We start from the raw sequence: 20,837 nt of genomic DNA on the forward strand, positions 1-20,837 counted from the left end.
TTTAGCCGATCGGCGAAAATGCCGATCAATAACCAACCGAACCCAAGGAAAAGCCGCCAATCGAAGGCGTTTCGCCCCTTGTGTTCTTTCATTGGAGACTATCAATGAAGATCATCATTGCCGCAGTGGCATCGCTCGCGTTTGCCGGCTCGGCCTTCGCCGCTGTGTCGTCCGCGCCTGTCGAAAAGCAGACAGCCGTCAAGACCCACATCGGTCTTGAACTGGCCTATGGCCGGAATCGCATGAACGCTATAAGTCGTGATGGACCTCCAGCCTCGGAAAAAAAGGCACAGGATAAACGTGGGGCTGCATCGAGTAACGGTAAGTCTTTTTACAACGGCAACTGAATTTTAGGAAAGGGCGGCCTCGGTCGCCCTGATTTCCGGATATTTTCACCCATGGTCGGGCGCACGCCCTTGGCGTATTTGCCCTGGCCCGAAACCCTATGTAGCGCATCGAACACCGGCGCGCGTTCCGCGGGCGTTGTTTCAAACCAGTGAGGGCAACACGGGCACATGAACTGGGCAACGAAAAATCCGCTGTTAGCCCTTCCAAAACGATAACGCCCAAGGTACTGAAAACGCCCAGTGCGGGCGTGGCGAAACTGGTAGACGCAAGAGACTTAAAATCTCTCGGCCTCGGCTGTGCGGGTTCGATCCCCGCCGCCCGCACCAGATGGCTGTTGCGGAAAGTGCTTCACGCGCAACACAGCGCGCCTACCCGCTCACCGGATGGCCCTACGTAAGTCCGCCTTTAGTTGGTGTGCCGCTTAGTGGTAGTAGAAGCAATCGCATTCGGCCCGCTGAGCATCATCGTGCCAGACCCTGACCGCCAGTTTCGTGCAGGCTCCCTTGTCCTCTAACCGCAGGCCAAGCAGGGAAACCGCTGCCGCCTTAGGGTTGAGTGCATCGACTTCAATTGCCGACCCTACCTGTTGCACGCCATTGCGGGCGGTCCAGGTGAAGATCTGAACGCTGTAGTGTTGCATTGAAAATCCTCCGCTATGCAGATGCAGTGGACGCAATACTCTTGCAGAAGCTTACGTGGAACGGACCGATCAAATTGTCCGAAAAGTCTGTCAACCGTCTTCGACGGTTGCCTCGGGTCGGTCACCGCCATCGGTATGCTCGAAGTGCCAGTCGCCTTTTTCGTCCTGGAAACTGATATCCTCGTCGTCGCCGCCGACCTGCTGTTCAGCCGCTGCGGCCTTGGCGGCCGCCAGCGCCATTTCTCGGCTGGGAAAGGGTTCCGAAAAAGCGTCGGCTGCCTTGTAGGCCCAACCGCCGTCGTGGGGAACGATGGAGTACGTGATGCGCGCCATGCTTCTCTCCCTGCACTCCGAAAGGCAATCCCGCCTTTCGCGGGCCGTTACCGCCCGGCCCAATATTCCTCCTCGTCAATGGCATTCTCATGCCGAACGGGGCGGATATTAACACAGGAATAGGCCGATAGGCCACTTTCGCGAATCAGAATGTGACAGGCCGTGCAACAACGAAAAAGCGGCCCTTTGCGGGGGCCGCTTTCCTTGTGATCTTTCAAGTCTTTTCCGTGGCTTAGGCTGACAGCTTCGTCGCAATCTTGGCGACATGCGCACCCTGATAGCGAGCGGCATCGAGCTCGACCGCCGAAGGCTGGCGCGCGCCGTCAGCGCCGGTGATGGTCGAAGCGCCGTAGGGCGAACCGCCCTTGATCTCTTCAAGACCCATCTGTCCCTGGAAGGCATAGGGAAGGCCGACGACGACCATGCCGTGGTGCATCAGGGTCGGAATGAAGCCGAGAATGGTTGTTTCCTGGCCGCCATGCTGCGTTGCCGATGACGTGAAGGCCGAGCCTACCTTGCCGACCAGCTTGCCCTGCGCCCAGAGAGACCCGGTCTGGTCGATGAAGTTGCGCATCTGCGAGGCAACGGTGCCGTAGCGTGTGCCGGCGCCAAAGATGATGGCGTCATAGTCCGCCAGTTCGTCGATAGTTGCGATCGGTGCGGCCTGATCCACCTTGTAGTACGATGCCTTGGCAACGTCTTCCGAGACCAGTTCGGGAACGCGCTTGACGACGACGTCGGCACCTGCCGATTTGGCGCCTTCCGCAACCGCGTTGGCCATCGTTTCGATGTGTCCATATGCCGAATAGTAGAGAACGAGAACCTTGGCCATAAATGCTCCTTTGGATTCAGGCAATTCCGCTTGATTACCGTCGCCTGCAGGATTTATCAAAATGCGTCCGGTTGCCAGGAGCCGTACGGTCAACAGAGCGTCCTCAATTCTCGAACAATCACCTGATGCTACTGAACAATCATCTCACATAAGCAGGATCGCCAATGAGCAGCCCTAAGATCGTTACTGCCGCCATGGTCGCCATTGGCGACGAGCTGCTGTCCGGCAGGACCAAGGACAAGAACATCGGCCATCTCGCCGACATGATGACGATGGTCGGGATCGATCTGCGCGAGGTCCGCATCGTTCCCGACGAGGAAGCCTCGATCGTCGACGCCATCAACGCCGTGCGCGAGCGCTATGACTACGTCTTTACGTCTGGTGGGATCGGGCCGACCCATGACGACATCACGGCCGACGCGGTCTCGAAGGCTTTCGCTGTAGACTGCATCTATGACGAACGAGCCATGACACTGCTCGGCGCGATGTACGAACGCCGCGGCATGGAATTCTCGGACGCGCGCAAGCGCATGGCGCGCATGCCGGAGGGTTCCCGATTGATCCCCAACCCGGTCTCCACCGCACCGGGCTTTGCCATTGGCAACGTGCACGTGATGGCCGGCGTGCCACAGGTGTTCCAGGCGATGCTCGACGCGATCATGCCGGATCTGCAGACCGGTACGCCGTTGCTCTCGCAATCGGTCCGCTCGCCCTATGGGGAAGGCGACATCGGCACGCCGCTGACCGAAGTGCAGAAGAACCATCCGGAGACGAGCATCGGCTCCTACCCCAAATTCGACGGCAAGGTCTTCTCCACCGACATCGTCGTGCGGGCGCGCGATCCGCAGGCTTTGTCGGCGGCCGCTGCCGATGTGCAGGCAATGATCGATACGATCACCGCCTCCCGCGCCAAAGTCTGACGGCCGGCGGGAGGAGCCGGCAGATGTGGAAGGATGCGAAGCTCTTGCGCACCGGCCGTCATTGCCGCTATTGCATGTCGGCAAATCAGGATGAAGCGTCAGCGCCTGCCCGATCTGCCGGATGCTTCGCCTTTACCTCGTCCAGACAAGCCGGAGCCCAGAAATGTCCCTGCCCGATAAAGCCTTCCCCGTTTCCTGGGATCAGTTCCACCGCGACGCGCGCGCGCTTGCCTGGCGGCTGGCCGACCAGGGGCAGGAATGGCGTGCCATGGTCTGCATCACGCGCGGCGGACTCGTGCCGGCGGCCATTATCTGCCGTGAGCTCAATATCCGCATGATCGAGACGGTGTGCATCGCTTCCTACCACGACTACGACACGCAGGGACAGATGAAGGTGCTGAAGGGCATCGCGCCTGAGATTGCCAAGGATGGCGGCGAAGGCGTGCTGATCATCGACGACCTGACCGATACCGGCAAGACGGCAGCCGAAGTTCGAGCCATGCTGCCGAAGGCACATTTTGCCGCCGTTTACGCCAAGCCCAAGGGCCGGCCGATGGTTGACACGTTCGTGACCGAAGTGAGCCAGGACACCTGGATCTACTTTCCGTGGGATCTGGGCTTCACCTATCAGGAGCCGATCGCCAAGGGAACGCGCGGCTAATAATCAGCTAATGCCAACATGTACGCCCTCGGCTCGCGCCAGCGAACCGAGGGCTTTTTTTACAACGCCGAACGCTTCAGCCAAGCGGCGGGATCGACGTCACCAAGGTTTCGGCCGTCAACCCCGGTCCGGCACGCGCACCGGCAGCACCATGGCGCCAGACACCGGCCGCGGCAGCCTCGAAGGCCGGCATGCCCTGCGCCAGATGCGCACCGACAATGCCTGCGAGAACATCGCCGGATCCCGCCGTTGCCAGTGACGGCGGGGCGTTGGCGTTCACGGCAACCTTCCCATCCGCCCCCGCGATGACGGTATCGGCTCCCTTGTAGACAATTGTGGCGTGGCTGATCCGCGCCGCCGCCTGGGCCTTCTCGATCTTCGACAGCTTTTCGTCGCGAGCGATCTCGGGGAAGAGCCTGGCAAACTCGCCCTCATGCGGAGTCATCACCACCCTGCCGGCCGCAACCGCCAGCCGCTCGAACAATTCTGACCTGCGCTCCTGAAACGACGTGATGCCGTCCGCATCGAGAACCAGCGCGCGGTCGCAAAGTTGTAGCGCAAAGTCGCACGCTCGGTCGCCAACGCCGAACCCGGGCCCGAGAACAAAAGCGCCGAGCCTTGTGTCCCGCAACCAATGCTCCAGGTCCTGCCGATCATCGATCTCCCTCAGCATCACCGCCGTCAGTTGTGCCGCATTGATATCAAGAGCCGATTTCGGTGACGCCACCGTCACCAGACCGGCCCCGGCGGCAAGACCGGCCGCTGCCGACAGCCGCGCGGCACCAGTCGCCTGAGCTCCTCCCGAGAAGACAACCAGATGGCCACGGCGGAACTTGTGGGTCGACGCGTCAAGCCTTGACGCCTGATCTGACCAGAGCGCCGGCGTGTTGAGGCGCCAGCCGCCGCCTTGCGCCTGCACGATGCGAGCCGGTATGCCGATATCGACTACGTCAAGCGCGCCGGACAGGGAGCGGCCGGGAAGCAGCAGATGACCCGGCTTCCTCGCCATGAAGGTGATCGTGTGGCTTGCCGCGAATGCCGCCCCCCGGATTTGCCCGGTTCGACCGTCAACGCCGCTCGGCAGGTCGACGGCAATGACGGGCACGCCCTTAGCGTTGATCCTTTCAATTACTTGCACCACCTGTTCCGGCAGATCGCGCGAGAGCCCTGCGCCGAAGAGTGCATCGACGACAACATCTCCAAGATGCGGCACGAGCGAAGCAAGCGGATCTATCGCGCCATCCCACAGTTGCCGTGCACGGTCCGCATCGCCAGAAAGGGCGGCGGCCGGGTCGCCGAAGGCGAAAACGGCAACGTTCGCACCGCACTCGGCAAGCGCTGATGCCGCGACATAGCCGTCGCCACCATTGTTGCCGGGGCCGCACAGCACGACATAGCGTTGTGCCTGCGGAAACAACCTGAGCACTGCGGCAGCCACTGCCAACCCGGCGCTGCGCATCAGCAGGAAGCTGTCGATCCCCGATTGCGCGGCTGCCAGGTCTATAGCCGCCATTTCGGCCGGCGTAATCAACACGTCATGAAGCGAAGAGTGCATGCCTCAGACTTAACGCTCTGCGCCGGCCAACGGCAAGTGGCACGCACAAAATGCTATCTGCTCATCTTTGATGCATCTGCACATATTTATTGCTTAAATAACGTGCTTTGATGCCTTCCACGACCAGACCATCGTCGCAAATCCGAGGACACCGGTGGAAAACTTATAAAAAATAGGCAGACCTCCTGGCGGCAAAGGCATGGAAAGCAGCCACCGCTCGTCACCCAAAAGAAATTTTGCCACTCGGCAATCATTTTGCAGAAAAACTGGCATGCAACGTGCATATTGAGCGGCGAGCGGGCATGATCCTGCTTTAAAGGGAGAAGCGGAGAGACATTTTCTCATGAAAAAGATCGAAGCGATCATAAAACCCTTCAAGCTCGACGAAGTGAAGGAAGCCCTTCAGGAAGTCGGCCTGCAGGGCATTACCGTCACGGAAGCAAAGGGCTTCGGTCGACAGAAGGGTCACACGGAGCTGTATCGCGGCGCCGAATACGTCGTGGACTTCCTGCCGAAGGTAAAGGTCGAAGTGGTGCTGGCGGACGAAAACGCGGAGGCTGTCATCGAGGCAATCCGCAATGCTGCACAAACCGGCCGGATTGGCGACGGAAAGATTTTCGTTTCCAACATTGAGGAAGTCATCCGAATTCGTACCGGCGAAACCGGCCTCGACGCCATCTGATCCTCAGGGGCCACTCGGCCCTGCACTTTTCAAACCTCGTCATCTCACACAGGGAATTACTGACAATGACGACTGCAAGCGATATTCTGAAGCAAATCAAGGACAACGACGTCAAGTTCGTCGACCTGCGCTTTACCGACCCCAAGGGCAAGCTGCAGCATGTAACGATGGATGTCGTCTGCGTCGACGAAGACATGTTCGCCGACGGCGTCATGTTCGACGGTTCCTCGATTGGCGGCTGGAAGGCCATCAACGAGTCCGACATGGTGCTGATGCCCGATCCGGAAACAGCGCATATGGACCCGTTCTTCGCGCAGTCGACGATGGTCATCATCTGCGACATTCTCGATCCGGTTTCGGGCGAAGCCTACAACCGCGACCCGCGCGGCACGGCAAAGAAGGCCGAAGCCTACCTGAAGGCCTCCGGTATCGGCGACACCGTCTTCGTTGGCCCGGAAGCCGAATTCTTCGTCTTCGACGACGTCAAGTACAAGGCCGATCCTTATAACACCGGCTTCAAGCTCGACTCCTCGGAACTGCCGTCCAACGACGACACTGACTACGAGACCGGCAACCTCGGCCACCGTCCGCGCGTCAAGGGCGGCTATTTCCCGGTCCCGCCGATCGACAGCTGCCAGGACATGCGCTCCGAAATGCTGACGGTTCTGTCCGAAATGGGCGTCACCGTCGAAAAGCATCACCATGAGGTGGCCGCTGCGCAGCACGAACTCGGCGTCAAGTTCGATGCTCTGGTTCGCAACGCCGACAAGATGCAGATCTACAAGTACGTCGTGCATCAGGTCGCAAACGCCTATGGCAAGACCGCAACCTTCATGCCGAAGCCGATCTTCGGCGACAACGGCTCGGGCATGCACGTGCACCTGTCGATCTGGAAGGACGGCAAGCCGACCTTCGCAGGCGACGAATATGCCGGCCTGTCGGAAAGCTGCCTCTACTTCATCGGCGGCATCATCAAGCATGCAAAATCGCTGAACGCCTTCACCAACCCGTCGACGAATTCCTACAAGCGTCTCGTCCCCGGCTACGAAGCCCCGGTTCTGCTTGCCTATTCCGCCCGCAACCGCTCGGCATCGTGCCGCATTCCGTTCGGCACCAACCCGAAGGCCAAGCGCGTCGAAGTCCGCTTCCCGGATCCGACCGCCAACCCCTACCTCGCCTTCGCAGCGATGCTGATGGCCGGCCTCGACGGCATCAAGAACAAGCTGCATCCGGGCAAGGCCATGGACAAGGACCTCTATGACCTGCCGCCGAAGGAACTGAAGAAGATCCCGACCGTTTGCGGCTCGCTGCGCGAAGCGCTCGAAAGCCTCGACAAGGATCGCAAGTACCTGACCGCCGGCGGCGTCTTCGACGACGATCAGATCGATTCCTTCATCGAACTGAAGATGCAGGAAGTCATGCGTTACGAAATGACCCCGCACCCGGTTGAGTACGACATGTACTACTCGGTCTAAGACCGACGGGTCGGACGGCGGATGCCGCACCCGGCCCGAAACGACGTGGCAAGCCGGCGGGGTTCAAGGGACCCCGTCGGCTTGTTTTTTAGGGGCAACCTGCCGCGGAGGTGTAAGAAGGCAGGGAAGACGTACACGAAGCCGTGCATGGCACCCTATTGATGTTTTGGGTTTGGCAACCCAGATAATCCCTTGAAAGGATGTGTTGCGTCATGAAACAGAGAAACGCGAAATTCGAGATCGGACAGGTGGTTCGCCATCGGGTTTTCCCGTTCCGCGGCGTCGTCTTCGACGTCGACCCGGAATACGCAAACACCGAGGAATGGTGGAATGCCATCCCGCAGGAGATCCGCCCAAGCAAGGATCAACCCTTCTACCACCTGTTCGCCGAAAACGACGACAGCGAGTATGTCGCCTACGTGTCCGAACAGAACCTGGTTTCCGACGAGAGCGATCGGCCGATACGCCACGCTCAGGTCGACGCCCTGTTCGAGAAGGATGACATCGGGCATTACAAGCCCAAGGTGACGTTCCGCCACTAGCGGCCGATACTGCCGCCTCGCCCAAATGAAAAACGCCCGGATTTCGTCCGGGCGTTTCTTTATTCCTGGCGTGGGCCGAAGCGCTTAGTTCTGCTTGGCCGCCTTCTGGGCGTCTTCAAGCTTCTTGCGCGCGTCTTCAGCCTTCTTCTGCATTTCTTCCTGCAGCAGGCGCTGGCGCTCTTCGAGCTGCGACTGTTCGATCGGCTCGCCGTCGAAAATGCCGGTAAAGCCTTCGAGACCCATCTTGATCGGGTTCGGTGCGCGCTGGAAGTTGACGGAGGTGAAGACCACCTCGTTGCCCTTCTTCAGGCTTGCGATCAGCTGGTCGGACAGCGGGGCTTCAGCCACGCACTTGTCGGGCATGCAGATGGCGTAGTCGAGCTTCACCGGCTTGCCGCCGTCGATCTGCATCTGGACGCCGGTCGGGATCAGTCGCGCTGACGGCACCGAAATCTGCAGGACCTTGCGGTTGACCTTGCCGGTTACGGTGATGAGGCCAACTGCGGTGACGAGCTGACCGTTGTTTGCTGTCAGCAGATTCTGAACGATGCAGACATCGTTGTCTTCCTGCTTGGTGCAGACCTTGAACCAACCCTGCGGGGGCTTGCCACCTGCCTGCTGGGCAGATGCAACGCCCGGAACGCCCGCAGCTGCTACAGAAAGCGCCAGCGTTGCCAGTCCCGCACGTTTGGTGAAGTTCGACTTGAAGATCATTGTGATTCCGTCTCCTGAAATCCGGTAACGGAACAATTCGTTCCGCAGGTGAGTATCGTCAGCCGCCGTTGTCCTGTTGGCCAAATAAGGCAAATGCATGACCCCGTTTCCGGAAACACCTGTTACATTGGCTCGTGCGGTTTATCCAGTGTTTCTTGCTTTTTTTTGACCTCTTGCCCGCCGGAATTTGCGTATAGCTTCGGTTGGAATTGTCGACCGGCATTGGTAACGTGCCGGGAATCGGCCTAATGCCACTTCACTGGAGATAACGTTGCGCACAATTCTTTCCGGTCTGGCCATCCTGCTGGCCGCAACCGCATTCGGTGGCGCCGCGACGGCCGCTCCCGTGCATGCCATCTCAATGCACGGCGAGCCTGCCCTGCCCGCGGACTTCAAAAGTTTCCCCTACGTCAACCCCGATGTAAAGAAGGGCGGCAAGATTTCCTACGGCGTGGTCGGGACCTTCGACAGCGTCAATCCCTTCATCCTGAAGAGCATGCGCACGACAGCGCGCGGCATGTGGGATCCAGAATACGGCAATCTCGTCTACGAATCGCTGATGCAACGCTCCCGCGACGAGCCGTTCACGATGTACGGCTTGCTCGCCCAGACGGTGGAATGGGACGACGACCGGACGTTCATTCAATTTAACATCAACCCGGATGCCCGCTGGGCGGACGGGCAGCCCGTAACGGCTGATGATGTCATCTTCACCTTCGAACTGATGCGCGACAAGGGCCGCGTTCCCTTCAGCAACCGAATGGCGAAGGTGGCGAAACTAGAGAAGGTCGGCGACCTCAGCGTCCGCTTCACCTTCACCGAAGATGCTGACCGCGAGCTGCCGCTGCTGCTCGGGCTTTCTCCGGTTCTGCCGAAACATGCAACCGATGTGGCGACCTTCGACCAGACAACGCTCAAGGCCCCGCTTGGCTCGGGCCCCTATCGCGTTGCTGAAGTCAAGCCGGGCGAACGGATCGTCTATCGCCGCAACCCGGATTATTGGGCCAAGAACCTTCCTTCCAAGGTCGGATTCGACAATTACGACGAGATCTCCGTCGAGTATTTCCTGCAGGAAAATTCCCTCTTCGAAGCCTTCAAGAAGGGCGAAATCGACATCTACCCGGAAGGCAGCGCCACAAAATGGGCGCGCGGCTACGATTTTCCGGCCGTGCGCTCTGGCGATGTCGTCAAGGAGACGTTCACACCGAAGACGCCTTCGGGCATGCTGGGCATCGTCTTCAACACCCGCAAGCCGATGTTCGACAACCTCAAGCTCCGCCAAGGCTTGGCGCTCGTCTTCGACTTCGAGTGGGTCAACAAGAACCTGTTCGACAGCGCATACACCCGCACCCAGAGCTACTGGCAGAACTCGACGCTTTCGTTCCTAGGCGCGGCAGCCGATGACCGCGAACTCGGGCTGATCGGCGATGCGCGCGAACAGATCAACCCGGCGATCCTCGACGGCACCTACCGCCTGCCGGTGACGGATGCCTCCGGCCGCGACCGCAATGTGCTGCGCGTTGCCGTCTCGCTGCTGCGCGAGGCCGGCTATCAGATCAAGGACGGCAAGATGGTCGACGCCAAGGGCGCACCGCTTGCCTTCGAAATCATGAGCCAGAATGCCGGCCAGGAGAAGATCGCCCTTGCCTACCAGCGCTTCCTGGCGCCGCTCGGCATCAAGGCCTCCGTGCGCACGGTCGACGATTCGCAGTATCAGCAACGCAGCCAGTCGTTCGACTACGACGTCATTATCAAGTCCTTCCCGTCCACGCTCTCGCCGGGCATCGAGCAGGTGGGGCGCTGGACCTCGCAGTCGCGCGATCGCCAAGGAAGCGACAACTTTGCCGGCGTTGCCGACAAGGACGTCGACCGGATGGTCGAGAACATCCTGCAGGCCAGAACGACAGAAGATTTCACCGCGGCCGTTCGTGCCCATGACAGGTTGCTGGTCAACAATTCCTACCTCGTGCCGCTCTACCACTTGGATGCCCAGTGGGTTGCACGGCGCAAGCATATTGCCCGGCCGGCCACCGTGCCGCTCTATGGCTACCAGTTGCCCGCCTGGTGGGACGCGAACGCCCAATAAAAGGGTCGCTTCCCTCTACAGCGCCGCGCGTCTTCTCAGACGCGCCAGGGTCGCTGCGGCACTTTGAATTGCTGCATGTTTTATCCTTAAATCGAATGCGATTTAAGGATAAAACATGCAGCAGGAACGCATTGAAAGCCCGATGGAACCGGCTTATCTCGCAGCTTTGTCCAAGAGGAAAGGCATCTCACATCATGCAAACCGTCAGCATCGATATCGTCTCCGACGTCGTCTGCCCGTGGTGCTATCTCGGCAAGGCTAGGCTCGACCAGGCGATCGCCGATGTCGCCTCGGAGTTGCAGGTCGCAGTGCAGTGGCGTCCCTATCAGCTCAATCCCGACCTTCCGCCTGAAGGCGTCGATCACAAGCAGCATCTTGCCGCCAAGCTCGGTGGCCAGGCAGCGGTCGACAAGGCGCATGAGACGTTGAAAGCACTCGGCAATGCCGATGGCATCGCCTTCGATTTCGATGCGGTGAAGATCAGCCCCAATACGCTCGACGCGCACCGGCTCATTCGCTGGGCGGCGACCAATGGCGAAGTGGCGCAATCGGCCGTCGTCAGCCTGCTCTTCAAGGCGAACTTCGAGGACGGCCGCAATGTCGGCGATCAGGCTGTTCTGCTCGATATCGCCGCTGAGGCCGGCCTCGACCGGCCCGTTATCGCAGCGCTCCTCAACTCGGATGCCGACAAGGATGCAGTCAAAGAAGAGATCGGCATGGCACGCGAGATGGGCGTCACCGGCGTCCCCTGCTTCATCCTCGACGGGCAATATGCCGTCATGGGTGCGCAATCGGTCGAAGTGCTCAGCAACGCGCTTCGCGAAATCGCGCAGATGAAGGCTACCGCTTGATTCCCTTAAATCGGAAGCGATTCAAGGAAGTACGCAGAAAAGCTAAAGCAATGGCAAGTCCTCTCGCGCCGCCAAAGGAACAGCGGCGCGAAGGCGATTAAACCTGTTTCGCCAACCCTGCGAGCTGCGTCATCACCATCGCCGCGCCCGAGAGGCGCTTTTCCGGCGTAACCAGCTCGCGCTGGAAGAAGATGCTGTGATCCGGCCTGATCTTCGCCAGCGTGCCCTGCTTGGCGATGTAGCCGACCAGCGCTGCCGGGTTCGGGAATTCCTTGTTGCGGAGCTGCACGACGACGCCCTTCGGGCCGGCATCGAGCTTTTCGACATTGGCCGTGCGGCAGAGCGACTTGATATAGACGATCTTCAGGAGGTGCTGCACCTCGATCGGCAGCGGGCCGAAGCGGTCGATCATCTCCGCGCCGAAACCGTCGATCTCCTTGAGGTCCGTCAGCTCGCCAAGGCGGCGGTAAAGGCCAAGCCGCAGATGCAGATCCGGCACATAATGTTCCGGGATCATCACCGGCGTGCCAACAGAGATTTGCGGCGACCAGCCGGTATCGTGGACCTCTTCCTCACCCTTGAGCTCAGCGACCGCTTCCTCGAGCATCTGCTGATAGAGTTCGAAGCCAACTTCCTTGATATGGCCGGACTGTTCTTCGCCGAGCAGGTTGCCGGCGCCGCGAATGTCGAGGTCGTGGCTTGCCAGCTGGAAGCCGGCGCCGAGCGTGTCCAGCGACTGCAACACCTTCAACCGCCGCTCGGCCGTTGCCGTCAGCGTCTTGTTGACCGGTAGCGTGAACAGCGCGAAGGCGCGCACCTTCGAACGACCGACGCGGCCGCGAAGCTGGTAGAGCTGCGCCAGGCCGAACATGTCGGCACGATGCACGATCAAGGTATTGGCCGTTGGCACATCGAGGCCGGATTCGACGATGGTCGTCGACAGCAGAACGTCATACTGCCCTTCATAGAAGGCGTTCATGATGTCTTCGAGTTCGGTTGCCGGCATCTGGCCGTGGGCGACGGCGACCTTCAGGTCCGGTACATCGGATTTCAGGAAGTCATGGATCTCCGAGAGATCGCTGAGGCGTGGGCAGACATAGAAGCTCTGGCCGCCGCGATAATGCTCGCGCATCAAGGTCTCACGGATCACCAGCGCGTCGAACGGCGAAATGAAGGTGCGCACCGCCATGCGGTCGACAGGCGCCGTGGTAATGAGCGACAGTTCGCGCACCCCGGTCAATGCCAGTTGCAGCGTGCGCGGGATCGGTGTCGCCGACAGCGTCAGCACATGCACGTCCGACTTCAGCTCCTTCAGCCGTTCCTTGTGCTTGACGCCGAAATGCTGCTCCTCGTCGATGATCAGCAAGCCAAGGTTGGCGAAATTGACCGTCGTTCCGAGCAGGGCATGGGTGCCGACCACGACATCGGTCTTGCCATCAGCTACTTCCTTCTTGGTCAGCGCCAGTTCCTTGGAGCCAACAAGGCGCGACGCCTGCTGGATGCGGATCGGCAGGCCGCGAAAACGTTCGGTGAATGTCTTGAAATGCTGCCGCGCAAGCAGCGTCGTCGGCACGACGACAGCAACTTGAACCCCATTCATTGCCGCGATGAAGGCCGCCCGCAGCGCAACCTCCGTCTTGCCAAAGCCGACGTCGCCGCAGACAAGGCGGTCCATCGGCCGCCCGCTGCCAAGATCCTCGCGCACGGCATCGATCGAACTCAGCTGGTCCTCGGTTTCGTCATAGGGGAAGCGCGCGACGAATTCGTCATAGGCTCCATCCTGGGCCACCAGCACGTGCGCATGCCGGGTGTGGCGCTCGGCGGCGATGCGGATGAGACCGCCCGCCATATCGAGCAGACGCTTCTTGAGCTTCGCCTTGCGAGCCTGCCAAGCGACGCCACCGAGCTTGTCGAGAATCGCATCGGTCCCTTCGGACCCGTAGCGGGACAGGAGCTCGATGTTTTCGACCGGGAGAAAGAGCTTGGCGTTGTCGGCATAGACGAGTTCGAGGCAATCGTGCGGCGCGCCGACCGCTTCGATCGTGCGCAGTCCGACGAAACGGCCGATACCGTGTTCGGCGTGCACCACGTAGCTGCCTTCATCAAGGCCCGCGACCTCGGCAATGAAGTCGGCACCGCGCTTGCGCCGCTTGGAGCGGCGGACCATGCGATCGCCGAGAATGTCCTGCTCGCCGATAACAACGAGATCACCCGTTTCAAAACCCGCTTCAAGGCTGAGGACCGCCGCTGCGGCTTCGCCTGACTTCAGCGTGTTGACGTCGGCCAGCGCCTTGATCTGGCGAATATTGCCAAGGCCATGTTCCACGAGAACCTGCAGCAGGCGGTCGAGAGACCCCTCGCTCCAGCCTGATACGACGACCTTGAAGCCTTTGGAGCGCTTCTCAGCGATGTATTTCACCGCCTGGTCGAAGACGTTGACGCGATCGCTCTCCGCCTCGCCTTCGCCGGCGCTCTTTGCCCAGCGCGCACCTTGCCGCGCATCGACGGTGACGACCTGGCGGACCTCGCCTTCCTGCTCGTTGAAGGGCGTGAGCCGGACGGCGCTGCGCTCGACTAGCGCCGCCGTAAATCCTTCCGCGTTCAGATAGAGGAACTCAGGCGGCACCGGCTTGTAGGGCGTGCCCTGAGTGGCCAGCGACCTGCCCGGCGACGCTGCCGTGTGGCGGGCATCGTAGTAGTCGAGAATGAGCTTCGACCGTTCGGCTGCGGCTTCCCGCGCCACATGGTCGGTGACGATGCGAAAGCCTTCGAGATAATCGAAGACGGTCTCGAGGCGATCGTAGAAGAGCGGCAGCCAATGCTCCATGCCGGCGTAACGACGCCCCTCGGAAACGGCCTGGTAGAGCGCATCATCGCGGGTCGTGGCACCGAAGAGCGACAGATATTGCTTGCGGAAATGGCTGATGGTTTCCGGCGTCAGCGACACCTCGCTCATCGGGTTGAGGTCGAGGGAGCGGACCTGGCCGGTCGTGCGCTGGCTGGCCGGATCGAAGGAGCGGATGGTTTCGAGCGTGTCGCCGAAGAAATCGAGCCGCAGCGGATCGCCACTGCCGGGAACGAAGACGTCGAGAATGCCGCCGCGCACGGCATATTCGCCGACTTCGCGAACGGTCGCCACGCGCTCGAAGCCGTTGCGTTCCAGACGCGCCGCGACATCGTCCATGCGCACCTGGTTGCCGGGACGCGCGGAGAAAGCGAGGCTTTCGATCACATCCTGCGGCGAAATCTTCTGCAGCGCGGCATTGACCGTCACCAGCACGATCGCCGCATGCGGCTTCTTGCGGTGGGCGATAAGAGCGCTGAGGGCCGCAAGCCTGCGCGCCGAGGTATCGGCACTCGGAGATACCCGGTCATAGGGAAGGCAGTCCCACCCAGGCAGGGTCAGGACCGGTATATCGGGGGCAACGAACCCGAGGACCTGCTCCAGGTCGGCTATGCGCTGGCCATCGGAAAGAATGTAGGCGATCGGCGCACCGGCGCGGGCCAGATCGGCAAGCACCAGCGCTTCGGCGCCGGATGGAACCGGGCCAATCGTGACTTCACGGGTCGCGGCGACAATCTTCTTCGGGTCAAGGCCAGCCAGCATCGATCTACTTCATCTCTTCGGGGAGCCGCTCGAAATTGGGGCGGTAGGCCGCGATGCGCGTAAACATCGGCGTCTGGTAGCGTTCGGGCACCGGCTTTTCGCCGATGATCCACCTAACGAGATCGTTGTCTTCCTCGCCCATGATGATCTCAAGCTCGTCCAGTTCAATGTCGGACAAGGCGGAAAGCTCGGCTTCTGCAAACTGCCCGAGGATCAGGTCCATTTCGCGTATGCCGCGATGCCAGGCACGAAACAGGATCCGGCGGCGACGCGGATCGAGATCGGCGCTGGTGCGTGAAATGCCAGTCATGGAGATTCCTTCCTGCCGTCCGCGGAGGTACGGTTTGTCGTCATTGGGCTCTATAAACGCTGAATAGATGATTGTCAGCCTTGCAAAACCCCGAATTGTCGTCGCAATTTCATTGCCATGCGCCCTGCCCTGCTCGACCCGCTCTTTTCACCGCTCAACACCCTACCCGGCATCGGCCCGAAGATCGGCGAGCTATATGCCCGACTTCTCGGCCGCGAAAGCATCGAAGACTGCCGCGTCGTCGACCTGGTTTTCCATGCGCCGCATTCGCTGATCGATCGACGGCAGCAGCCAGGAATCGCCAATGCGCCGCAAGGCGTCGTCGTCACGATCACCGGCCGCGTCGATCGCCATCAGCCTCCACCGCCGGGCAAGCAAAACCTGCCCTACCGTATCTTCCTGCATGACGACACCGGTGAACTGGCGCTCACCTTTTTCCGCGTCAAAGGCAACTGGCTGGAAAAATCGCTGCCGGTCGACGAAACCGTGATTGTCAGCGGCAAGGTCGACTGGTTCAATGGGCGGCCGTCGATGGTTCACCCGGACTATATGGTAAAGGCCAGCGAGGCGGACAACCTGCCGCTGGTCGAACCGGTTTATGGCCTGACGGCCGGTCTCTCCGCCCGCATCTTGCGCAAGTCGATCGAGGCGGCCGTCGCCCGCGTGCCTGACATGCCCGAGTGGATCGACGGTGCGCTTGCGGACAAGCAGGGCTTTCAAAGTGCCGCCGACAGCTTCCGCGCTCTGCATGAACCTCGCGACGCCACCGATATCGACCCGCAGGCGCCGGCGCGCCGACGGCTCGCCTATGACGAATTCCTGGCCGGCCAACTCTCCCTGGCCCTTGTTCGCCAGCGCCTGCGCAAGGTTACCGGGACGCCGGTGCATGCGACAGGCAAGCTGTCAGGCCCTGTCACCGCCGCACTGCCCTTCTCGCTGACCACGAGCCAATCGACTGCGATTGACGATATCCTCAAGGACATGGCCGGAAACGACCGGATGTTGCGGCTGCTGCAGGGCGACGTCGGCTCCGGCAAGACCATGGTTGCACTGATGGCGATGCTGGCGGCGGTCGAATCGGGCGGCCAGGCCGTGTTGATGGCTCCGACGGAAATCCTCGCCCGGCAGCATTTCGCGACGCTGTCGAAAATGGCTGCACCCGCAGGCATTACGATGGATGTTCTGACGGGACGCACCAAAGGCAAGGAGCGCGACGCGATCCTGGAGCGCATTGCCTCCGGCGAGACGCGGATCGTGGTCGGCACACACGCCCTGTTCCAGGATACGGTCAACTACGACCGGCTGACGCTTGCGGTCGTCGACGAACAGCACCGCTTCGGCGTCCACCAGCGCCTGCGCCTGACCGCCAAAGGCATCTCACCCCATATGCTGGTGATGACGGCCACGCCGATCCCCCGCACGTTGGTGCTAGCGGCCTTCGGCGACATGGATGTCTCCAAGCTGACGGAGAAGCCGGCGGGTCGAAAACCCATTCAGACGGTTACCATCCCGACCGAGCGGACCGACGAGATCGTCGACCGCCTCGCTGCAGCCCTCAAGGAGGGCAAGAAAGCCTATTGGATCTGCCCACTCGTCGAAGAATCCGAAGCGATCGACGTCATGTCAGCGGATGAACGTTATCAGGGTCTCTCCAAGCGCTTCGGCCGGGATGTCGGTCTCGTGCACGGCCGGATGAACGGCGCGGAAAAAGACACCGTCATGCTCGCCTTCAAGAACGGTGAAATCCGCCTGCTCGTGGCCACGACCGTCGTTGAAGTCGGCGTCGACGTGCCGGATGCCACCATCATGGTGATTGAACATGCGGAACGCTTCGGCCTGGCGCAATTGCATCAGTTGCGCGGCCGCGTCGGCCGTGGCGACGAAGCATCGACCTGTATCCTGCTCTACAAGAGCCCGCTGGGTGAAACCGGCCGGGCAAGGCTTTCGATCCTGCGCGACAGCGAAGATGGCTTTCTGATCGCCGAGGAAGATCTGAAGCTGCGCGGCGAAGGCGAACTGCTGGGAACGCGCCAATCCGGCACGCCCGGCTTTCGTATCGCCAGCCTCGAAGCGCATGGCGATCTGCTCGAAATCGCCCGCAAGGACGCGGCCTATCTGATCGAGCGGGATCCTGATCTTACATCGCCCCGTGGGGAGGCGCTTCGAACCCTGCTCTATCTCCACCGCCGCGACGAAGCGATCCGCTTCCTGCGCGCCGGCTGAAGCCTCAGGCGCTCTTCTGCTGGGCGATCTGGAGCGGTGGAGCGTTGGCGAGCGGCTTGTAGTCCGGTGCGACGAGACCGCCAGAAATCAAGAGCTTGGCCGCATCCTCGGCGCTCATTTCAAGCGGAATGATCTTGTCGCGGGGTACGAACAAAAGGAAGCCAGCGGTCGGGATCGGTGTCGGTGGCAGGAACACGGTCACCATATCCATGCCACGCTCGGAGAATTTGGCGGCGACTTCGCCTTTGACATCCGTGGCGATGAAGACCAGCGACCAGAGGCCGGGGCTCGGATATTCGATCAAGCCCGCCTTCTTGAACGAGGACGACTGCTCCTGCAGCACCGTCTGGAAGATCTGCTTCAACGACTTGTAGATGGTGCGAACGAGCGGCGTCCGGCTGACGAGCGATTCGCCGAAGGCAACGATCGAGCGACCGACCAGATTGGCTGTGAGGAAGCCCACCAAGGTGATGACGATGAGTGCGACCAGAAGGCCGAATCCGGGAATAGCCACAGGCGAATAGGTATCCGGATTATAGAAATTCGGCAGGTAGGGCTTCACCCATCCATCGGCCCACTCGATGAAGGTGCGCACCAACCAGACGGTGATGGCCAGCGGCGCGCAGATAATCAGCCCCGTCAGGAAATAGTTCCGCAACCGGGTCGCAATATAGCCGCTCTTCGAATTTTCGCCCATGCCTCTTCCGTTTAAACCTCACTCAGTGCCGAAAGCCGGATGATAGGCAACCGTACCTGTCGGTACCGCGCCGGAGAAGGCCAGCGCCATGAAGTATTGCGGCGCACAACCTGGGAATACAAGTGAAGATTCGTGTCGGAATCTGAACTTTTGGTAATAGTCGGGATCGCCCACGACCACACAGCCCAAGGCGCCGTCAGCGGCAAGCATCGCTAGCCCTTCGCGGATGAGCCGACTGCCAATCCCGTTTGCCTGGCGCTCCCGCATGACGGCCACCGGGCCAAGCCCAAACCAGCCTGCTGCCGGCGGCGTAAGGGTCACCGGCGAGAAGGCAACGTGGCCGACGATCTGACCTTCCTCTTCGGCGACGAGCGAGAGCATCAACGCGCCCTCGCCCCGAAGGCGTTCGATGATGAAGGGTTCGCTCTGGTCGCTGTGCGGGTGCCCCTCGAATGCGGCGGCCGTCACGTCGTGGATCGCCTGTTCGTCGCCCGCTCGCTCCGGCCGTATGATGATCATTCGACCGTCACCGATTTTGCCAGGTTGCGCGGCTGGTCGACGTCGGTGCCCATGAACACGGCCGTGTGATAGGCGAGCAGCTGGATCGGCAGCGAGAAGATCATCGGCGCAATGATCTCGTCGACATTCGGCAGAACGATCGTCGCCATCGTCTCGAGCTTCGAGGCGGCCGCCCCCTTTTCGTCGGTGATCAGGATGATGCGTCCACCGCGGGCTGCCACCTCCTGCATGTTCGACACGGTCTTTTCATAGAAGCGGTCGTGCGGGGCGATGACGATAACAGGCATGTTTTCGTCGATGAGCGCGATCGGACCATGCTTCAATTCACCGGCGGCATACCCCTCGGCGTGGATATAGGAGATTTCCTTGAGCTTCAGCGCGCCTTCCATCGCCAGCGGGAAGCTGGTGCCGCGACCGAGATAGAGCACGTCGCGGCACTTCGACAGTTCGCGCGACAGCATCTCGATCTTTGGCTGGATGGCGTTCAGCACCTGGCCCATGATGCGCGGCATTTCCGCGAGGTGGCGAACGAGTGTCTGTTCTTCATCGGCCGAGACAGTGCCACGGGCGCGGCCGGCGCCGATCGAAAGGGCGGCGAGCACCGCCAGCTGGCAGGTAAAGGCCTTGGTCGAGGCAACACCGATCTCAGGACCGGCCAGGATCGGGAACACGGCATCGGATTCGCGCGCAATGGTCGATTCGCGGGTGTTGACGACCGCGCCGATCGTCAGGCCATGGTCCTTGCAGTACCGAAGCGATGCCAACGTATCGGCGGTTTCGCCGGACTGCGAGATGAACAGCGCGGCCGACTGCGGCGACAGCGGGATTTCCCGGTAGCGGAACTCGGAGGCGACGTCGATTTCGACCGGCAGGCGGGCGTAACGCTCGAACCAGTATTTGCCGACGAGGCCGGCGAGATAGGCGGTGCCACAGGCGGAGATCGCCAAACTTGGTACACCGGCAAAATCGATTGAAGCCGTTGTGGCCTTCACCCGGTTTGCGGCAAAATCGATATAGTGGCCGAGCGCATGCGAGATCACCTCCGGCTGCTCATAGATTTCCTTTTCCATGAAGTGCCGGTGGTTGCCCTTGTCGATCATGTAGGCGGCAGCCATCGAGACCTGCCGCGGGCGGTCGACGGCATTGCCGGCGAGATCGAAGATATGGGCGCCGTTGGCGCCGATCACGGCCCAGTCGCCATCGATCAGATAGGTGATCTCATTGGTAAACGGCGAGAGCGCGATGGCGTCGGAACCCAGGAACATCTCGCCCTTGCCGTGGCCGATCGCCAGCGGCGGGCCGTTGCGGGCCGCCATGATGGTAGACGGGTCGTCCTGAAACAGAATGGCAAGCGCATAGGCACCTGTTACACGCTTTAGCATCGCATGCATGGCTTCACGCCGGCCGAGGCCGTCGCGACGGAACTTTGCCAGAAGATGCGCCACGACTTCCGTGTCGGTCTGCGTCTCGAATGTCGCACCGTCGGCGATCAGTTCGTCCTTCAGCTCGGAGAAGTTCTCGATGATGCCGTTGTGGACCACGGCAACGCCATCGGTGAAATGCGGATGGGCATTGCGCTCGGTCGGGGCGCCGTGCGTCGCCCAGCGGGTGTGGGCGATGCCGATCATGCCGGCCAGCGGCTCCTCGCGCAGCCGGGCCTCCAGATTGACCAGCTTGCCTTCCGCCCGGCGGCGCTCAAGCGTACCGGCATTGATGGTCGCAACGCCGGCCGAATCGTAGCCACGGTACTCCAGGCGCTTCAACGCATCGACAAGTCGCTCCGAGACCGGCTGGTTTCCAACGATGCCAACAATTCCGCACATAGTCGTCTCCAAATTCGTC

At 61.0% G+C, this 20,837-nt stretch carries 19 protein-coding genes and 1 tRNA gene; 10 read left to right on the forward strand and 10 right to left on the reverse strand.

What is annotated here, in order from left to right; genetic code table 11:
- Positions 1–104 precede the first annotated feature (104 nt).
- Positions 105–347, forward strand: coding sequence for a hypothetical protein (locus tag ASD00_RS23680; protein WP_025427023.1), 243 nt, complete (start codon positions 105–107; stop codon positions 345–347).
- Between the two features lie 242 nt (positions 348–589).
- Positions 590–674 (forward strand) — tRNA-Leu (locus ASD00_RS23685).
- A 95-nt stretch (positions 675–769) separates the two neighbouring features.
- Here the strand turns inward: ASD00_RS23685 and ASD00_RS23690 are convergent.
- The 3 genes from ASD00_RS23690 to wrbA form a co-directional block, all read right to left on the reverse strand.
- Complete coding sequence (locus tag ASD00_RS23690; RefSeq protein ID WP_025427022.1) at positions 770–988, reverse strand: hypothetical protein; 219 nt, start codon at positions 986–988, stop codon at positions 770–772.
- 90 nt (positions 989–1,078) lie between these two features.
- Positions 1,079–1,321 carry a DUF2188 domain-containing protein gene (locus ASD00_RS23695; RefSeq protein ID WP_025427021.1) on the reverse strand — a complete coding sequence of 81 codons (243 nt, stop codon included), beginning with the start codon at positions 1,319–1,321 and terminating at the stop codon, positions 1,079–1,081.
- A gap of 232 nt (positions 1,322–1,553) precedes the next feature.
- On the reverse strand, positions 1,554–2,153 hold the full coding sequence (gene wrbA / locus ASD00_RS23700; protein WP_025427020.1) for an NAD(P)H:quinone oxidoreductase: 600 nt from the start codon (positions 2,151–2,153) through the stop codon (positions 1,554–1,556).
- A gap of 164 nt (positions 2,154–2,317) precedes the next feature.
- On the opposite strand from wrbA, the gene ASD00_RS23705 reads away from it, so the two are divergent.
- Together ASD00_RS23705 and gpt are read left to right on the forward strand one after the other, a co-directional pair.
- Entirely contained in the window at positions 2,318–3,073 is a 756-nt protein-coding gene (locus ASD00_RS23705) for a competence/damage-inducible protein A (RefSeq protein WP_025427019.1), read from the forward strand.
- A gap of 163 nt (positions 3,074–3,236) precedes the next feature.
- On the forward strand, positions 3,237–3,734 hold the full coding sequence (gene gpt, locus ASD00_RS23710) for a xanthine phosphoribosyltransferase (RefSeq protein ID WP_025427018.1): 498 nt from the start codon (positions 3,237–3,239) through the stop codon (positions 3,732–3,734).
- A gap of 76 nt (positions 3,735–3,810) precedes the next feature.
- Here gpt and ASD00_RS23715 read toward each other — a convergent pair whose 3' ends face one another.
- A complete protein-coding gene (locus ASD00_RS23715; RefSeq protein ID WP_057209392.1) occupies positions 3,811–5,289 on the reverse strand; it encodes a bifunctional ADP-dependent NAD(P)H-hydrate dehydratase/NAD(P)H-hydrate epimerase in 1,479 nt (492 codons plus the stop codon).
- A 343-nt stretch (positions 5,290–5,632) separates the two neighbouring features.
- Here ASD00_RS23715 and ASD00_RS23720 point away from each other — a divergent pair, with 343 nt between their 5' ends.
- The 3 genes from ASD00_RS23720 to hspQ all read left to right on the forward strand — a co-directional run bounded on the left by ASD00_RS23720 (position 5,633) and on the right by hspQ (position 7,988).
- Positions 5,633–5,971, forward strand: coding sequence for a P-II family nitrogen regulator (locus ASD00_RS23720; RefSeq protein ID WP_025427016.1), 339 nt, complete (start codon positions 5,633–5,635; stop codon positions 5,969–5,971).
- 65 nt (positions 5,972–6,036) lie between these two features.
- Positions 6,037–7,446 carry a type I glutamate--ammonia ligase gene (gene glnA / locus ASD00_RS23725; RefSeq protein ID WP_025427015.1) on the forward strand — a complete coding sequence of 470 codons (1,410 nt, stop codon included), beginning with the start codon at positions 6,037–6,039 and terminating at the stop codon, positions 7,444–7,446.
- A 212-nt stretch (positions 7,447–7,658) separates the two neighbouring features.
- Entirely contained in the window at positions 7,659–7,988 is a 330-nt protein-coding gene (gene hspQ, locus ASD00_RS23730; protein ID WP_025427014.1) for a heat shock protein HspQ, read from the forward strand.
- Positions 7,989–8,072: 84 nt separating this feature from the next.
- Here hspQ and ASD00_RS23735 read toward each other — a convergent pair whose 3' ends face one another.
- Positions 8,073–8,702, reverse strand: coding sequence for an invasion associated locus B family protein (locus ASD00_RS23735; RefSeq protein WP_057209395.1), 630 nt, complete (start codon positions 8,700–8,702; stop codon positions 8,073–8,075).
- Positions 8,703–8,973: 271 nt separating this feature from the next.
- Here ASD00_RS23735 and ASD00_RS23740 point away from each other — a divergent pair, with 271 nt between their 5' ends.
- Positions 8,974–10,788, forward strand: coding sequence for an extracellular solute-binding protein (locus ASD00_RS23740; protein ID WP_025427012.1), 1,815 nt, complete (start codon positions 8,974–8,976; stop codon positions 10,786–10,788).
- Between the two features lie 194 nt (positions 10,789–10,982).
- On the forward strand, positions 10,983–11,639 hold the full coding sequence (locus ASD00_RS23745; protein ID WP_025427011.1) for a DsbA family oxidoreductase: 657 nt from the start codon (positions 10,983–10,985) through the stop codon (positions 11,637–11,639).
- 97 nt (positions 11,640–11,736) lie between these two features.
- Here ASD00_RS23745 and mfd read toward each other — a convergent pair whose 3' ends face one another.
- Both mfd and ASD00_RS23755 read right to left on the reverse strand, forming a co-directional pair.
- Positions 11,737–15,246, reverse strand: coding sequence for a transcription-repair coupling factor (gene mfd, locus ASD00_RS23750; RefSeq protein ID WP_057209398.1), 3,510 nt, complete (start codon positions 15,244–15,246; stop codon positions 11,737–11,739).
- Positions 15,247–15,250: 4 nt separating this feature from the next.
- On the reverse strand, positions 15,251–15,556 hold the full coding sequence (locus ASD00_RS23755; RefSeq protein ID WP_025427009.1) for a succinate dehydrogenase assembly factor 2: 306 nt from the start codon (positions 15,554–15,556) through the stop codon (positions 15,251–15,253).
- Positions 15,557–15,673: 117 nt separating this feature from the next.
- Between ASD00_RS23755 and recG the strand changes: the two genes are divergently transcribed.
- The gene (gene recG / locus ASD00_RS23760) at positions 15,674–17,779 is read left to right on the forward strand and encodes an ATP-dependent DNA helicase RecG (protein WP_025427008.1); all 2,106 of its coding nucleotides are present in this window, start codon (positions 15,674–15,676) and stop codon (positions 17,777–17,779) included.
- Positions 17,780–17,783: 4 nt separating this feature from the next.
- Here the strand turns inward: recG and ASD00_RS23765 are convergent, their stop codons facing one another.
- Genes ASD00_RS23765 through glmS form a run of 3 tightly spaced genes read right to left on the reverse strand, consistent with a single transcriptional unit; the run spans position 17,784 to position 20,818 of the window.
- On the reverse strand, positions 17,784–18,476 hold the full coding sequence (locus ASD00_RS23765) for a DUF502 domain-containing protein (RefSeq protein WP_025427007.1): 693 nt from the start codon (positions 18,474–18,476) through the stop codon (positions 17,784–17,786).
- Between the two features lie 18 nt (positions 18,477–18,494).
- Positions 18,495–18,992 carry an N-acetyltransferase gene (locus ASD00_RS23770; protein ID WP_025427006.1) on the reverse strand — a complete coding sequence of 166 codons (498 nt, stop codon included), beginning with the start codon at positions 18,990–18,992 and terminating at the stop codon, positions 18,495–18,497.
- Complete coding sequence (gene glmS, locus ASD00_RS23775) at positions 18,992–20,818, reverse strand: glutamine--fructose-6-phosphate transaminase (isomerizing) (RefSeq protein ID WP_025427005.1); 1,827 nt, start codon at positions 20,816–20,818, stop codon at positions 18,992–18,994. The genes ASD00_RS23770 and glmS overlap by 1 nt, the downstream gene beginning before the upstream one ends.
- Positions 20,819–20,837 lie beyond the last annotated feature (19 nt).

It is taken from the genome of Ensifer sp. Root31, assembly GCF_001424825.1.
Taxonomy (GTDB): domain Bacteria; phylum Pseudomonadota; class Alphaproteobacteria; order Rhizobiales; family Rhizobiaceae; genus Ensifer; species Ensifer canadensis.